The 15,824-nt window shown below is 74.0% G+C and carries 10 protein-coding genes and 3 pseudogenes; 4 read left to right on the top strand and 9 right to left on the bottom strand.

The window, feature by feature from the left end:
• Positions 1–468 precede the first annotated feature (468 nt).
• Positions 469–1,164: pseudogene (locus tag JE024_RS41215) on the top strand (TetR/AcrR family transcriptional regulator); the annotation flags it as partial.
• Between the two features lie 101 nt (positions 1,165–1,265).
• Positions 1,266–1,589, top strand: coding sequence for a heavy-metal-associated domain-containing protein (locus JE024_RS22770; protein WP_205375356.1), 324 nt, complete (start codon positions 1,266–1,268; stop codon positions 1,587–1,589).
• 711 nt (positions 1,590–2,300) lie between these two features.
• Here the strand turns inward: JE024_RS22770 and JE024_RS22765 are convergent.
• From JE024_RS22765 to JE024_RS22750, 4 genes and pseudogenes are all read right to left on the bottom strand, one after another.
• Entirely contained in the window at positions 2,301–3,590 is a 1,290-nt protein-coding gene (locus JE024_RS22765; RefSeq protein WP_147986559.1) for a citrate synthase, read from the bottom strand.
• Positions 3,591–3,834: 244 nt separating this feature from the next.
• The gene (recD2, locus tag JE024_RS22760; RefSeq protein WP_205375355.1) at positions 3,835–6,078 is read right to left on the bottom strand and encodes an SF1B family DNA helicase RecD2; all 2,244 of its coding nucleotides are present in this window, start codon (positions 6,076–6,078) and stop codon (positions 3,835–3,837) included.
• A gap of 9 nt (positions 6,079–6,087) precedes the next feature.
• A complete protein-coding gene (locus JE024_RS22755; RefSeq protein WP_307840710.1) occupies positions 6,088–7,608 on the bottom strand; it encodes an MFS transporter in 1,521 nt (506 codons plus the stop codon).
• Between the two features lie 200 nt (positions 7,609–7,808).
• A pseudogene (locus tag JE024_RS22750) lies at positions 7,809–8,990 on the bottom strand (M20 metallopeptidase family protein); the annotation flags it as partial.
• Positions 8,991–9,210: 220 nt separating this feature from the next.
• On the opposite strand from JE024_RS22750, the gene JE024_RS22745 reads away from it, so the two are divergent.
• The gene (locus JE024_RS22745; protein WP_205375354.1) at positions 9,211–10,311 is read left to right on the top strand and encodes an Lrp/AsnC family transcriptional regulator; all 1,101 of its coding nucleotides are present in this window, start codon (positions 9,211–9,213) and stop codon (positions 10,309–10,311) included.
• 188 nt (positions 10,312–10,499) lie between these two features.
• Here JE024_RS22745 and JE024_RS22740 read toward each other — a convergent pair whose 3' ends face one another.
• The 3 genes from JE024_RS22740 to JE024_RS22730 all read right to left on the bottom strand — a co-directional run bounded on the left by JE024_RS22740 (position 10,500) and on the right by JE024_RS22730 (position 12,782).
• On the bottom strand, positions 10,500–11,489 hold the full coding sequence (locus tag JE024_RS22740; RefSeq protein ID WP_205375353.1) for a hypothetical protein: 990 nt from the start codon (positions 11,487–11,489) through the stop codon (positions 10,500–10,502).
• A 5-nt stretch (positions 11,490–11,494) separates the two neighbouring features.
• Positions 11,495–12,013, bottom strand: coding sequence for a SigE family RNA polymerase sigma factor (locus JE024_RS22735; protein WP_205375352.1), 519 nt, complete (start codon positions 12,011–12,013; stop codon positions 11,495–11,497).
• A gap of 118 nt (positions 12,014–12,131) precedes the next feature.
• Positions 12,132–12,782 (bottom strand): hypothetical protein, encoded by a 651-nt coding sequence (locus JE024_RS22730; protein WP_205375351.1) that lies wholly within the window; start codon positions 12,780–12,782, stop codon positions 12,132–12,134.
• 158 nt (positions 12,783–12,940) lie between these two features.
• On the opposite strand from JE024_RS22730, the pseudogene JE024_RS22725 reads away from it, so the two are divergent.
• A pseudogene (locus JE024_RS22725) lies at positions 12,941–13,255 on the top strand (DUF5753 domain-containing protein); the annotation flags it as partial.
• Positions 13,256–13,354: 99 nt separating this feature from the next.
• On the opposite strand, the gene JE024_RS22720 reads toward JE024_RS22725, so the two are convergent.
• Positions 13,355–13,987 carry an SMI1/KNR4 family protein gene (locus tag JE024_RS22720; protein WP_205375350.1) on the bottom strand — a complete coding sequence of 211 codons (633 nt, stop codon included), beginning with the start codon at positions 13,985–13,987 and terminating at the stop codon, positions 13,355–13,357.
• Between the two features lie 78 nt (positions 13,988–14,065).
• Entirely contained in the window at positions 14,066–15,463 is a 1,398-nt protein-coding gene (locus tag JE024_RS22715; protein WP_205375349.1) for a lipase family protein, read from the bottom strand.
• Between the last annotated feature and the right edge of the window lie 361 nt (positions 15,464–15,824).

Raw genomic sequence — 15,824 nt, 5'->3', positions numbered from 1 at the left:
TTCCGGGCAGGCGTCACGGCTCGACCATTGCCATAGACTGGCAAACACGAGTCATCACTCGCATTGACAACAAGAATGCGAGCGGGCACTCGCGTTTGTCAACCATGCCCAGGAAGCCGGGGATTTCGCGTGCCGAAGCCGACGAGAGCCGTGGAACGGACGACGAAGCCGATACCGGACGCCACGTCCGCCCCCGGGGCCGACGTACCCCCGGCCACGGGCGGCCGACGGACCGCGGCGGCCGGGGCCGGAGCGGACCCGGCCCGCCGCCGCAGGACGGCCGGACAGGCCGCCGCCGCGGCACGTGCCGCCGCGGCCAAGGGAGCCGCGCCCGCAGGCGACCGGCAGGCACCCGCGCCGCAGGACGCGGCCGCAGACCCGCCCGCCGCAACCGCGCCGCGGCACGAGGCCGCAGGCGCGTCCGCCCCCGGGGCCGACGCGCCCCCGGCCACGGGCGGCCGACGGGCCGCGGCGGCCGATCCGGAGCCCGGAGCCGCGACGGCCGCGACGGCCGCGCCCGCCGGGGGCGAAGGGGACGGGGCGCGGCCGAAGCGGCGGCAGGCGCGGGGGGAGCGGCGGATCGCGCAGTTGCTCGACGCCGCGGCCGGCGTCTTCTGCTCCACGGGCTACGCCGCGGCCAGCACCAACGCGATCGCCCGTGAGGCGGGCGTCTCGCCGGGCACGCTCTACCAGTTCTTCCCGAACAAGGAGGCGATCGCCTTCGAGCTCGGCGACCGCCTGATGCACCAGTGGCGGGAGTCGCACGGGGCGGCCCTCGCGGCCGCCGCCCTCGACCTGCCGCTGGAGCAGTTGCTGGACGCGGTCCTCGACCCGCTGATCGCGTTCAACCACGAGAACCCGGCGTTCTCGGTGCTGATGCACGGCCCCGACATCCCCGGCCGGATCACCCAGGAGTTCGACACCGTCCACCAGGGCCTGCTCACCCGGATCGAGGAGATCCTCGCCGGCTACCTTCCCGGGACCCCGCCCGCCGAGGTCGCCCGGGTCTCCACGATGACGTTCGCCATCTTCAAGGCGGGCCTCGACCTGATCGTGGCGCACGAGGGCGCCGAGCGCGTGGCGTACACCGCGGAGCTGAAGGCGGTGATGTTCCGTTATCTCGAGCCCCTTCTCGGCGAGGCTTCCGGGATCTGCTCGCCTTGATACCCCCTAGGGGTATAGAGTCGGAACATGCCGGGACGGCGCGTACCTTCACGCCCCCGGCGTACCCCGCAAACGCACGCCCCGCACCCGAGGAGAACGCGATGTCCAGCGAGACCAAGACCCAGCTCGAAACCGTCCAGGGCTCCGGCGCCGGCTCCTGCTGCTCGTCGGACGGCTCCTGCCACGACACCGCCCAGGACGGCCCGACGGCCGGCGTGACCACGGTCTACACCGTCACCGGCATGACCTGCGGCCACTGCGAGTCCGCGGTGAGCAGCGAGATCTCCGCGATCGACGGCGTCACCTCGGTGCAGGCCGTCGCCGCCACCGGCCTGGTGACCGTGGTCTCCGACGCGCCGCTCGCCGAGGCCGCCGTGCGCGACGCCGTGGACGAGGCGGGCTACGAGCTCACCGGCACCGCCTGACCGGGCCGCGCGCACCGCGCACGACAGGGCCGGGCCGGTGCCGGGCGGAGATGTCCGCCCGACACCGGCCCGGCCCTCGCATGTGCGCCCGCCGCACGCGGAAAGGTTGCCGCGATCGCGTGACCTGTGTGACACCAGGGGCGTGATCCGGCCACGCCCGCACTCTCCGGCCACGATCTTGAAGAATCTTTACCGACCCTTGGGCTATCGGGCCCCCGCGCCGCCCGTTCCGGCGTTTCCGCTGCTCAGCACCTTGATCACCGATCAACCGATGACCAGTTCATCCTCATTTGCGATGGCTGGGATGCAGCGGTTCCGCTCCTCCCTGTGACTACAAATAGGTCACAAGACCTTCACATCGAGACCTAGATCACAGATATTTAGGGGTAACCATTCAGGCTCCTCGCGAGTCTTAATGGTCGATGCCGAGAACGTCTTGGGGGACGTTCATGGAATGTCTTGGGGGACGTTCCAGGCAAGCGTTGGCCGGGGCACGTGCCCGGGGAGCTTTGAGCGGCCCTCCCGTGCGTACGTACCCCGGCAGACCGCAGCAGGAGTATCTGCTGTCCGCAGGCGCCCGGCCCGGATCCCGTGGGGGGAATCCGCTCCGGGGATATGGGAAGCGCCCCGCCTCCGACCCGTGGGGGGATCGGCGGCGGGGCGCTTCTCGCGAACACCGCGGACTGTCGTCCGCCAGGCGTGACGCCTGCGTCAGCGGGCCTCGACGGGGACGAAGTCGCGCAGGACCTCGCCCGTGTAGATCTGGCGCGGACGGCCGATACGCGAACCGGGCTCCTTGATCATCTCGTGCCACTGGGCGATCCAGCCCGGCAGGCGGCCGAGGGCGAAGAGCACGGTGAACATCTCCGTCGGGAAGCCCATCGCGCGGTAGATGAGACCCGTGTAGAAGTCCACGTTCGGGTAGAGGTTGCGCGAGACGAAGTAGTCGTCGGAGAGCGCGTGCTCCTCCAGCTTCAGCGCGATGTCCAGCAGCTCGTCGGACTTGCCGAGCGCGGACAGCACGTCGTGGGCGGCGGCCTTGATGATCTTGGCGCGCGGGTCGAAGGACTTGTAGACCCGGTGGCCGAAGCCCATCAGGCGGACGCCGTCCTCCTTGTTCTTCACCTTGCGGATGAAGGAGTCGACATCGCCGCCGTTGGCCTGGATGCCCTCCAGCATCTCCAGGACCGACTGGTTGGCGCCGCCGTGCAGCGGGCCCCAGAGGGCGCTGATGCCGGCGGAGATCGAGGCGAACATGTTCGCCTGCGAGGAGCCGACCAGGCGCACGGTGGAGGTGGAGCAGTTCTGCTCGTGGTCCGCGTGCAGGATCAGCAGCTTGTCCAGCGCCGAGACGACGACCGGGTCGAGCTCGTACTCCTGGGCCGGGACCGAGAACGTCATCCGCAGGAAGTTCTCGACGTAGCCGAGGTCGTTGCGCGGGTAGACGAAGGGGTGGCCGATCGACTTCTTGTACGCGTAGGCGGCGATCGTCGGCAGCTTGGCGAGCAGCCGGATCGTCGACAGGTGGCGCTGCTTCTCGTCGAACGGGTTGTGGCTGTCCTGGTAGAACGTGGACAGCGCGCTGACCACGGAGGAGAGCATGGCCATCGGGTGGGCGTCGCGCGGGAAGCCCTGGAAGAAGCGCTTGACGTCCTCGTGCAGCAGGGTGTGCTGCGTGATCTCGTTCTTGAACGTCGCGAGCTCGTCGACGGTCGGCAGCTCACCGTTGATCAGCAGGGAGGCCACCTCGAGGAAGGTGGAGCGCTCCGCGAGCTGCTCGATCGGGTAGCCGCGGTAGCGCAGGATGCCCTGCTCGCCGTCGAGGTAGGTGATCGCGGATTTGTAGGCGGCGGTATTGCCGTATCCACTGTCCAGGGTCACCAGACCGGTCTGGGCTCGGAGCTTCCCGATGTCGAAGCCCTGGTCACCGACGGTGCTCTCGACCACCGGGTAGGTGTATTCACCGTCCGCGTACCGCAGTACTACAGAGTTGTCGCTCACGTCATCCCTCACCGACGTAGTGCCTCTACTTCGAGGTGCCCTGACTGTCTCTACCATCCCCCATTTGGCTCAGGAGAGTGCACTCGGGGTCGCCATTGGGCCCATCGACGGCACTCAGTGCCGCCAACCTGCTCATCTTGCCCCCTTCGCCCTGGTTCTGAAAGCCGGGGTGGGGTCCGGGTGGTGTTTCCCACGGTGTTTCCCGTCCCGCGGGATCCGAACCCGGCCCAGACCGGCGGCCGCCTCAGCCCAGCCGGTGGTCCAGCGCGGTGAAGCGCCGGCCGGCGGACACCGTGCGCACCGCCTGGCCTATCGCCTTGCGGGAGCCGACCAGGACCACGAGCTTCCTGGCCCGGGTGACGGCCGTGTAGAGCAGATTGCGCTGGAGCATCATCCAGGCGCCGGTGGTGACCGGGATCACCACGGCCGGGTACTCGCTGCCCTGGGAGCGGTGGATGGTGACCGCGTACGCGTGGGCCAGCTCGTCCAGCTCGTCGAAGTCGTACCCGATCTCCTCGTCCTCGTCGGTGAGCACCGTCAGCCGCTGGTCGTCGGGGTTCAGGGCGGTGACGACGCCGACCGTGCCGTTGAAGACGCCGTTGCTGCCCTTGTCGTAGTTGTTGCGGATCTGGGTGACCTTGTCGCCGACGCGGAAGACCCGGCCGCCGAACCGCTTCTCCGGGAGGTCGGGCCGGGCCGGGGTGATGGCCTGCTGGAGCAGGCCGTTGAGCGTGCCCGCGCCGGCCGGGCCGCGGTGCATCGGCGCCAGGACCTGCACGTCGCGCCGCGGGTCCAGTCCGAAGCGGGCCGGGATCCGGCGGGCGGCGACGTCGACGGTGAGCCGGCCGGCGTCCTCGGTCTCCTCCTCGACGAAGAGGAAGAAGTCTTTCAGCCCGGTGGTGAGGGGCTGGTGGCCGGAGTTGATCCGGTGGGCGTTGGTCACCACGCCGGACTCCTGCGCCTGGCGGAAGATCCGCGTCAGCCGCACGCTCGGCACCGGGCCGCCGGGGGCGAGCAGGTCGCGCAGCACCTCCCCCGCGCCGACGCTGGGCAGCTGGTCGACATCGCCCACCAGCAGCAGATGGGCGCCCATCGCCACGGCCTTGATCAGCTTGTTGGCGAGGAGCAGGTCGAGCATGGACGCCTCGTCGACGACGATCAGATCCGCGTCGAGCGGGCGGTCCCGGTCGTAGGCCGCGTCGCCGCCCGGCTTCAGCTCCAGCAGCCGGTGCACGGTGGACGCCTCGGCGCCCGTCAGCTCGGCCAGCCGCTTGGCCGCCCGGCCGGTGGGCGCCGCGAGCACCACCTTGGCCTTCTTGGCCCGCGCCAGCTCCACGATGGACCGGACGGTGAACGACTTGCCGCAGCCCGGGCCGCCGGTGAGCACCGCGACCTTGCTGGTGAGCGCCAGCTTGACGGCGGCCTCCTGCTCGGGGGCCAGCTCCGCCCCCGTGCGCTGCGCGAGCCAGGCGAGGGCCTTGTCCCAGGCGACGTCCCGGAAGGCGGGCATCCGGTCCTCGTCGGCCCGCAGCAGCCGGCGGACCTGCCCGGCGAGGGAGAGCTCCGCGCGGTGGAACGGCACCAGGTACACCGCGGTGACCGGCTCCCCGCCGTCCGGGCCGGGCACCTGCTCCCGGACCACGCCCTCGTCGTCGGCGGCCAGCTCGCCGAGGCACTCGATGACCAGGCCGGTGTCGACCTGGAGCAGCTTCACCGAATCCGAGATGAGCTGCTCCTCGGGCAGGAAGCAGTGCCCCTGGTCGGTGGACTGGGAGAGGGCGTACTGCATCCCGGCCTTGACCCGCTCGGGGCTGTCGTGCGGTATGCCGACGGCCTGGGCGATCCGGTCGGCCGTCAGGAAGCCGATGCCCCACACGTCGGCGGCCAGCCGGTAGGGCTGGTTCTTGACGACCGAGATGGAGGCGTCCTCGTACTTCTTGTAGATCCGGACCGCGATGGACGTGGAGACGCCGACGCCCTGGAGGAAGACCATGACCTCCTTGATGGCCTTCTGCTCCTCCCAGGCGGCGCCGATCAGCTTGGTGCGCTTGGGCCCGAGGCCGGGCACCTCGACGAGCCGCTTCGGCTCCTGCTCGATGACGTCGAGGGTGTCGGTGCCGAAGTGGTCCACGATCCGCTCGGCGATCTTCGGGCCGATCCCCTTGATCAGCCCGGAGCCGAGATAGCGGCGTATGCCCTGGATCGTCGCCGGGAGGACCGTCGTGTAGTTCTCCACGGTGAACTGCTTGCCGTACTGCGGGTGGGAGCCCCAACGGCCCTCCATCCGCAGCGACTCGCCCACCTGCGCGCCGAGCAGCGACCCGACGACCGTCAGCAGATCGCCCGCGCCGCGGCCGGTGTCGACGCGGGCGACCGTGTAGCCGTTGTCCTCGTTGGCGTAGGTGATCCGTTCGAGAACGCCTTCGAGCACGGCGGGGGTGAAGCCCGGCGCGGGCGCACCCGCCCGGGCGGTGGCCGGATTGGACATGCCCCGACGTTATCCCCCGGGTACGACATCGCGTGCGGCCTGTGGACAACTCCCGGGAGCGGGCGCCGGGGCGCCCTCCTCGCGCCGGGCCGCCGCCACCGCGACCGCCGCGCACAGGGCGCAGGCCGCTCCGGTGAGCCACAGCACGACGTACGCCCGCTCGCCGGGCACCTGGCCGCCCGGCAGGGGCAGCGAGCCGAGGATCGTCGCGAACACCCCGCCCGCGACGGCGCCGCCGAGCGTCTTCACGTTGTTGTAGACGGCGGTCGCGATCCCCGACCGGGACACCTCGCTCGCCTCGACGATCACCGTCGGCATGGCGCCCAGCGCGAGACCGACGGCGAACCCGAGGAACGCGTAGGTGACGGACATGTGCCACCACACGTCGTGCAGCAGGGCGAACGAGCAGAACGACAGGGCGGCGACGGTGAACGCGCCGACGAGCGAGGCGCGGTAGCCCGCCCGTGCCGCGATCCGGTCGGTGAGCAGCGAGCCCACGACGCTGAACACCGCGCCGGGCAGGGCCATCAGGGAGATGGAGAGCGCGCTCAGCGCGAAGCCGTAGCCCGTCTCGTCCGGATCGGCCGCCCAGAAGGTGCTGTTGGGGGCCTGGCTGCCGAAGAAGAACACGCCGAACAGGAACGCCGCGAGATAGAACGGCGCCGACTGCCGCCCGCGCATGGCCCGCAGGTCCAGCAGGGGCTCGGCGGAGCGCAGTTCGACGGCGGCGAAGGCGGCGAGCAGGGCCGCGCCCACCGCCAGCGGGAGGAGGACGGAGGCGGTCGTCCAGCCGTGCTCCTCGGCGGACGAGACGCCGAGCAGCAGGGAGATCATCGCCGTGCCGAGCAGCAGGAGGCCCGGCAGGTCGATCCGCCCGCCGGACGGGCGCCGGCTCTCCGGGATGCGCAGGAAGGCGACGGGCACGCAGAGCGCGGCGAGCACGGCGGGCATCAGCAGGGTCAGCCGGATGTCGCCGAGGACCGCGTCGGCGGCCCCCATGAGCACCCCGCCGAGCAGCGAGCCCACCGTCAGCGCCCCCACCAGCAGGGCGATCGCGCGCCGGGCGGCCTCCACGGGGAGGCGGTCGCGGACGAGCGCGATCTCCAGCGGCAGCAGCGCCGCGAGCGGCCCCTGGAGCACCCGGCCGAGGAGCAGCACCTCGAAGGAGGGCGCGAGGGCCACCAGCAGGGTCCCCGCGGCCACCGAGACCAGGCTCGCCCGCAGCAGGCGGCGGTGCCCGTAGAGGTCGCCGAGCCGCCCGAAGGCCGGTACGCAGACGGCCGCGGCCAGCAACTGGACGGCGATCACCCAGGAGAGGTCGGAGTCCGTGACGCCGAGCCGGTCGCCGATCTTCGGGAGCAGCGGCACCATGCCCATCTGGAGGAAGCCGCTCATCACCTCGAAGAGGACGAGCAGTCCGACGACCGCCCGCACCGACGGGGCGTGGGCGCCGGGGGCGCCCGGGGTGGGTGCGGCGGGCGGGGTGCCCGGGGTGTCGCCGGGCGGGCGCCCCGGCGTACCGGCGCTCACCGGCCACCCTCGGTGGGAGCGGCCCCGGCGGGGGCGGCACCAGCCGGGGCGGCACCGGCGGGGGCGGCACCGGCGGGGGTGGCAGCAGCCCCGGCGGGAACGGCACCGGCGGCAACCGCAGGCGTGGCGGCCGCCCCGGCGGGAACGGCACCAACGGCAGCCGCGGGCGTGGCGGCCGCCCCGGCGGGAACGGCACCAACGGCAGCCGCGGGGGTGGCAGCGGCAGTCGCGGCGCGGTGGAGGCGGCCGGTGGCGAGGGCGGCGAGGAGGGCGGCGGCGTCCGGCAGCACGGCGTCGTCGTAGACGGCGTGCGGGGAGTGGTTCATCGGCGCCGTCGACGGGTCCGCGCCGGCCGGGCAGGCGCCGATCCCGAGGAACGCTCCGGGCACCTCCTCCAGCACGAAGGAGAAGTCCTCGGAGCCGGCCATCGGCCTGGGCGCCTCGAACGCCCGCTGCGGGCCGAACAGTCCGCGCGCGGTGCGCAGCGCGAAGGCGGCCTCCTCCGCGTCGTTGACGGTCGGCGGGTACAGCTCCTGGTAGTCGACATCGGCCCGGACGCCGTGGGCCTCGGCGACGCCCCGCACCGTGCGGAGCAGCCCCTCGCGGACGGTGTCGTGGGTCGCGGACGAGAAGGTGCGGACGGTGGCCTCGAAGCGGGCCGTCGACGGGATGACGTTGTGCGTCGTGCCCGCGTGCAGCGAACCGACGGTGAGGACGGCCGGGTCGAAGACGTCCACGGTGCGCGTGATCATCGTCTGGAGCGCGGTGACCATCTCGCAGACCGCGGGCACCGGGTCGGCCGCGGCGTGCGGCGAGGAGCCGTGTCCGCCGCGCCCGCTGACGGTCACGGTCACCGTGTCGGACGCGGCGAGGACCGGACCGGGGCGGGTGGCGACCACGCCGAGCGGCAGGACCGTCGAGAAGACGTGCATCCCGTACGCGGCGACGACACGGGAGCCGGCGGCGTCGAGCACGCCGTCCTCGATCATCAGGCGGGCTCCGCCGTGCCCCTCCTCCCCCGGCTGGAACATGAACACGACGTCTCCGGCGAGGGTGTCCCGCCGGGCGCAGAGCAGGCGGGCCGCGCCCACGAGGGCGGCGGTGTGCACGTCGTGGCCGCAGGCGTGCATGGCGCCCGGCACCTCGGAGGCGTACGGCACCCCGCTCTCCTCCTGGACGGGGAGCGCGTCCATGTCCGCCCGCAGCAGGACGGCGGGGCCCGGGAGGCCGCCCCGCAGCACCGCGGTCACCGAGGACAGCCGTGTGCCGGTGGTGATCTCCAGCGGCAGGCCGTCGAGCGCGTCGAGCACCCTGCGCCGGGTCCGGGGCAGGTCGAGGCCGAGCTCCGGGTCGCGGTGCAGGGCGTGGCGCAGCCGCACCAGGTCGTCGTGGAGGGCGCGCGCGTCCGGGCCGAAGTCGGTGGCCTCGGCGGGACCGGGGCCGGGGGCCTTTTCGGGACCGGGGGCGGGGGCCTCGTCGGGGGCGGGGACGGCGAGCGGAGGGCGGACGTCCGCGTGGTCTCGGTTCATGTGCGGTACGGTCGGCGCGACCCACCGATGTGCGGGCCGAACTCCGCAGGATCCGCCAGAGAAGGCCCCTGTCATGCAGACATCCGCCGGTCTCGACGAGCTCGACCGCCTGCTCGTCACCGCGCTCCAGGCAGCGCCGCGTGCCGACTGGCGGCGGATCGGGCGTGCCCTGGAGGTGGACGCCTCCACGGCGGCCCGCCGCTGGGCCCGGCTCACCGAGACCGGTCTCGCCTGGCTGAGCTGCCATCCCGCGGCGGGCCCGGGGCTCGCGCCGGTCGTCGCGTTCATCGAGATCGACTGCGCGCCGCCGCTGCTGCGGGACGTGGCGGCGCGGGTGGCCGCGGATCCGCACGTCTTCACCGTCGAGCACGTCACCGGCTCCCGGGACCTGCTGGTGACGGCGGCCTTCGCCGACCAGGCCGGTCTCGCCCGGTACCTCGGCTTCCGGCTGGGCGCCCTGGAGGGCGTACGGGCGACCAGGAGCCAGATCGCCACCGCGCTCCATGTCGAGGGCAGCCACTGGCGGCTGGACCGGCTCGCGGAGCACCGGCGCACCCTGCTGATGGACCCCGTGCCCGCCGACCGGGCACCGGCGGTCCCTGCCGCGCGGGCGCCCGACCCGGCGGACCTCGCCCTCTTCACGGCGCTGAGCGAGGACTGCCGGCTGCCCGCGGCGCAGCTCGCGGAGCGCACCGGGCTGAGCCCGACGACGGTACGCCGCCGCCTCGCCCGGATGCAGTCGGAACGCGCGCTGGTGTTCCGCTGCGAGGTGGCGCGCTTCCTCTCCGGATGGCCCGTCTCGGTCACCCTGTGGTGCGCCGCGCCACCGGGCGAGGTCCCCGCCGTGAGCGCGCAGTTGGCGGGGATGCGCGAGACCCGGCTGTGCGCGTCGCTCTCCGGGCCGCACAACCTGATGGTCGCGGTGTGGCTGCGGTCCATCGAGGACATCCGGACCTTCGAGACGCGGCTGGCCGCCCGCTTCCCCGAACTGCTGGTCGCCGACCGGGCGATCGCGCTGTGGCCGCTGAAGCTCGGCGGCCACATCCTGGACCCGCACGGCCGCCATGTGCGGGCGGTGCCCGTCGCGCTCTGGGAGGACGCGGAGGCCGCGGCCGCCGAGGAGGCGCTGCTCGCCCCGTTCCGCGAGGGGGGCGGGGCGGGGGCGGGGGCCTGACGGCGGCCGGGTGGGGACGGGAACGCCGCCCGTGCGTCAGGCCCGGGCCCCGGGTGCGGGGTTCGCGCCTGCCCCGTGGCCGGTACGGCCCCCGGCCCCCCTCCTCGCCCTCCGGGGCCGGTCCGGCTCCCCTCCGACGGGACGGCCCCGGGCCGTCCCCCGGCCGCGCCCGGGCGGGCGCCGGTGCCTCACCCGCCGGATGCCTGGTCGAAGCGGGTCTCCACGAGGACGCGCCCGTCGGCGGCGTAGGCCGTCACCGTCCAGCTCTGGTTCCCGGCGGCCTCGGGGCCGAAGGCGTAGTACGTGCCCCAGTCCGGGTCCCCCGGCAGCCGCAGCATCCCGGCGCGGAGGCGTTCGCCGGAGTCGATGCGGACTTCGACGGCGGCCGGGACCTCGCCGGTGCGGAAAACGCCCGAGAACATGACCGGTCGGCCGGGGTCCAGGTCCCTGCCGCCGCTGAGGCTGTCCGGCCGGATGTTCTCCCCGGCGAGGTCGCGCGCGGCGTCGACCTCGTCGCGGATGTCGCCGTGGCCCGCCACATGGTTCTGCTCCCCGTCGGGGAGCAGGGCCATGGTTCGGCCGTGCCCGATGTCGACCGTCTCGTACGGGGCGACCGTGCGCACGGGCTCCGGACGCGGGGTGACCGGCGCGACGGTGGCGGGCGGGACGGGGACGGGGACGAGGGCGGCCTCGCGGCCGGCGAGGGGCACGACGGCCAGCACGGCCACCACCGCGGCGGCCGCCCCGGCCAGCGCGGCGTTGCGCCGCCGCCGGGCGGCCCGGCCCCGCAGGAGCACCGCGTCCACGGGGGCGGGGCCGCCGGACACGGTGTCCGCCTCGCGGCGCAACGCGTCGCGCAGGGGGCGGATGTCGCCCGGATGGCCGACCGCGTCGGCCGGGCGCGGACCCCCACGGCGCGCGGCGTCGCCCACGCGCCGGGGGCCGTCCGCGAACTCGGTGGCATCGCCTCGACGCCGCGCATCGCCCACGCGCCGGGGGCCGTCCGGGAACTCGGTGGCGTCGTCCGGGGGAGCCGGGGCGTGGCGCTCGCCCGGGTACCGCGGGTCGTCGCCGCGCGGGCCGCCACGCGGCGGCCTGCGGCGGTCCGGGGCCCGGTCGTCGCCCGACGGAGCCGGGACGCGGCGCTCGCCCGGGCGCCGCGGGTCCTCGTCGTTCACGGGGTTCACGGTCGCGGCCTCCCTGTCGTGTGTGCGGCGTGGATCCCGGGATGCTCGCGCAGCTTCTTCAGGGCGCGGGCGGTGTGACTGCGCACCGTACCCACCCCGGTCCCGAGCAGCGACGCCACCTCGCGCTCGCCGCGGTCCTCCAGATAGCGCAGCACGATCACCGCCCGCTGCCGGGGCGGCAGTTGGGCGAGCGCGTCCAGCACGGCGCCGCGCTCCATGACACCGTCGGCGCCGTCGGGCGCGGCGGTGTCGGGGATGCGGGTGGTGAGCCACTCGCGCAGCCGCAGGCGCCGCAGCCGGTCGGTGTTGGTGTTGATCATGATGCGCCATACGTAGGCGTCGGGGTCGTCCGCCCGCCGCACGCGGTCCCACTTCACGTACGTCTTGGCCAGGGCTGCCTGCACCAGGTCCTCCGCGTCGTGGTGGTGTCCGGTCAGCAGATGGGCGGTGCGCAGCATCCGGGGCCAGCGGCTGGCCACGAACGCCCGGAACTCCGCCTCCGCGCTCGTCTTCACTCGGGTCCTCGTCGTCGGCGTGCTCGGCCTTCTGCGGGTGCGCGGCTCTCCGCACGAACTCGGTGCGCGCACGGTGCCGGTGCGCCGCCGGACGTCGGCGGCGCACCGGTGCGCGGGGTCAGCGGCCGCCGGCCGGTCCGGGGTCGAACGTCAGCCGGGCCAGCTCGGCGCCGTCCGGCCCGTACGCGGTGACGCGCACGGTCTCCACCAGGGGGCCCTCGCCCGCCGCGTCGAGATGGTAGGTGCCCCAGCCCGGGTTGCCGGGCAGCTTCAGCATGCCCGCGTCCCGCACCGCGCCGTCGCCGATCCGCACGGTGATGCGCGCCGGGACGGTGTGGGTGCGGAAGGCGCCGGTGAACAGGACGTCGTCGCCGTCGGTGTTCACGCCGCCGCTGAGGCTGTTCGGGCGGATGCTGTCGCCGACGAGGCCCTTGGCGCGTTCCACCGAGGCGGCGTAGTCGTTCCAGGCGACGACGTAGTTCTGCCGCCCCTGCGGGAGCAGGCCCATCTTCGCGCCCTGGCCTATCTCCACGGGCTCGTAGGGCCGCACCACGCGCGGGCCCCGGGCGGCGGCCTGCGCGGCGGCGACGGCCTCCGCCTGCGCCGTGGCGAGACGGGTGGCCTCAGTGGCCGCCGCCGCGGGAGTGCCGGTCCGCTGCTGCGCGGCGGTGGTGGCCGACGTGTCGCCGCCGAGCGCGACGGCGGTGCCCGCCCCGCCCGCGAGCAATGCCGCCATGACGCCCGCCATGACGAACCTGCGCGTCTTCATCTGTCCTCCGTCGTATGGGGAGTTGCCCCGTGCGGGGCGTGGTCGTGTCGCCTACACCCCTCAGACGGCGGGACGCGTCCCCCGCTATGTCACCGGCGGAGGATTTTTCCGCGGACCGCTCTCGGCGGCCACGATCCCCGTTGCTCCAGGATCTGGACGCCGAGTACGCCGACCGTGCCGTTGTCATTCGCACGGAGCGCGCCCGCGTCCTGGAGGGGCCGGACCGGCCGGTGCTGTGGACGCTGCTGGACGAGGCCGTGTTGCGGCGCCGGGTGGGCGGCGGGCAGGTGATGGCCGGGCAGCTCCACCGGATCGCGGATCTCGCGGAGGAAGGGCGGCTGCGGCTGCACGTGCTGCCGTTCGGCGCGGGAGCGCATGCCCTGATGCAGAGCCTGCTCACCTTGATGAGCTTCGAGGACGCCGCACCGGTCGCCTGCGTGGAGGGCCTGCTCACCGGGCACCTTCTCGACGAGACCCGTTGCCGCGGACCGACGGGCTGAGCGGCGTGGCGACTCCGTTGCCGCGAACCGACGGGCTGAGCGGCGGGGCCGACTCCGTGGCGGCAGGCGCGTCTACGGAGTCCGCCCGCCGGCCGGTGCGGGCGTCAGGGCCCGCTCCGGGCGGACGTGCGCGGGCACATGCCACTCCAGCGCGCGGTCCGGGGTGAGATAGGGAGCGGTGACGCCGACCGTGCCGCCCTGGTCGAGGGCGTCGGCGATCGCGGTGAGGTAGGCGCCGAGGGAGGGCCAGGTGTCCTGGAGGCCGCCCTCGTCGTGGTGCACGGTGCCGACCAGGCCGTACGTCTCCCAGGTGCGCAGGTCGATCACCTCGGCGTCGCCGTCGCCCTCCGCGAAGGGGACCCACATCGGGTGCCAGGTCTGCTCGCCCCCGTCGTCGTCCTCCGCCCATCCCTGCTGTTCGGCCCACTCCAGCAGGTCCATCGCCCGCCGCCGGACGGCGATGATGCCCTCCGCCGGGAGCAGCGGCCTGCCCGGCAGGACCGGGGAGCCGTGCGACCCGTCGTGGCACGCGAGCGAGTCGAGCAGCTCCTGCGGGAACCGCAGCCCCGTCTCCTGCTGCGCCCGTTCGACGTCCGCCGGGTCGGCGGGCGGGGCGAGCAGGGCGAAGCTCCGGGGCGCGTGCACCGCGAGCCAGGCGTCGATACGGGCCCAGGCGGCCCGCACGGACGGCGGTGTGTCGGTCATGGAGCGGATTCTGCCCGGTGCCGCCGACAGGGCCTGCCGCCGCTGCCGCCCTCGTGGGGGTGGCAGCGGCGGCGGGCGTCACGGCTGGACGGGCATGGACCAGCAGTTGGAGAGGGCCGGCTTGCCCTCCAGGCGGTCGGTGATCCAGGAGATCGCCGCGCCCTGGTCGGTGATGAGCGGGACGAGGTGGTTGGTCAGCAGCTTGTCGCCGAGGTTGGGCAGGGAGACCGCCTCGTAGCTGACCTTGGCCCCCTTGCGGCACCAGTCGACGGCGAGTTGGCGGGCCTGCCCGTGCGGGACGATGTCGTCCTGGATGCCGGTGGCGAGGCGGACCGGCCCGGTCGGCTTCAGGGTGCCGATGCGCTGCTTGTCCAGCACCGCCTGGAGCCGCGGTTCGGTGGCGATGATCTCGGCGAGGGAGCGCCCGTCGGCCGTCCACTTGGTGCTCTTGGCGAAGCCGAAGCCGAAGATCGCGTCGCCGACGCACATGGTCGACGCGTCGGCCAGGGCCTTCTTGCCGGCGTCGTTGGTGCGCGCCTCGACGATCGGCTTCAGTTCGGGGTCGGACTGGGCGAAGCCGTTGATGGACCAGGCGAGGGCGCCGGCCAGGGCGCTGCCGTCGATGCCCTTCATGGTGGCGGTCAGATCGGCCGGCGGGGCGCCCGCGTAGGTGCCCACGACGGGCACGTCCGGGGCGTACGAGGACTGGAGTTCGGCGGCCGAGGCGCTGGCGCCGCCGCCCTGGCTGTAGCCGTAGAGGCCGACGCGGGAGGCGGCCGTGACGGACGCGCCGGGGACGGCCCGCGCGGCGCGGGCGGCGTCGAGGAGCGCGTGTCCCTCGTCGACCCGGTTCACGTAGGTGTGGATCCGGTCGGGGGTGCCGAGGCCCGCGTAGTCGGTGACCACGACCGCGGCGCCGGTGGAGAGGATGCGGTAGACGGCCAGGTTCTCGTAGCCGACGGAGATCGAGTCGGCGCCGAGGGAGAGCGGGTTCTCCAGGGCCTTGGAGGGCGCGCACTGGTCGCCCTGGCCCATGGTGCCGGAGGCGAGCGCCACCAGCGGGCGCGGGCCCGTGCCCTTCCAGGCGGCGGACGGTTCGATGTAGGCGCCGGTGACGGCGACGGGGGCGCCGCCCGCGTCGGTCGACTTGTACATCAGCCGGGTGGCGGTGCCCGGCAGCGTCTTGCCGTCCAGGCCGGGCAGGCTGAGGCCGAGCTTCAGCGGCTCGGTGCGGATCAGGGCGCCGTTGCCGGCGGGCAGTTGGGCCGGCGGCGTGTAGAAGTCGGGGGCGGCGGCGTCCGCCCGGGTGGTGGGGGCGGTGCCGTCGGCGGCCGACGCCGGTACCGCGACGATCGCGGTCGCCAGGCAGGCCGCGCCGGCGACGGCGACGGCGGCCAGGTGGGCGCGGCGGCGTGACGGGGTCCGGCCGTGGGGGGCGGCCGACGTGGAACGCGAACGGGTGGTGGTGCGGCTCACAGCTCACTCCTCGCTCTCTGCTCCGATGCAGGTGAGCGCAAGCTAGCACCGCTAGTTACCCGAAGTAACCCGCCAGTAAGTTACGCAGTGGTAACTATTGCTTGATCAACCACCGCTGCCGGCGGCCCCGAGGCGCGGGATGTGTGCCGGCGACCCCCGTGACGGGGGGCTCTGCGTGCGCGCCCCCGAGGCGCCGGCACGCGTGCCGGCGGCTCCCGTGGCGGGGCGGCGCCGGCCGACCCCGGCGCCGCCCCGGGAAAAGGACGGCCCGCGCCGCATGCGCAACATCGGCGCGGGCCGGAGGGGAGGATCCGTCACCGCGGACGCCCCGGACGCCCCACGCGCCCGATGCCCCCGGCCG

The organism is Streptomyces zhihengii, from assembly GCF_016919245.1.
GTDB classification, from domain to species: Bacteria; Actinomycetota; Actinomycetes; order Streptomycetales; family Streptomycetaceae; genus Streptomyces; species Streptomyces zhihengii.
This window is presented reverse-complemented; position numbering and strand designations above follow the sequence as displayed.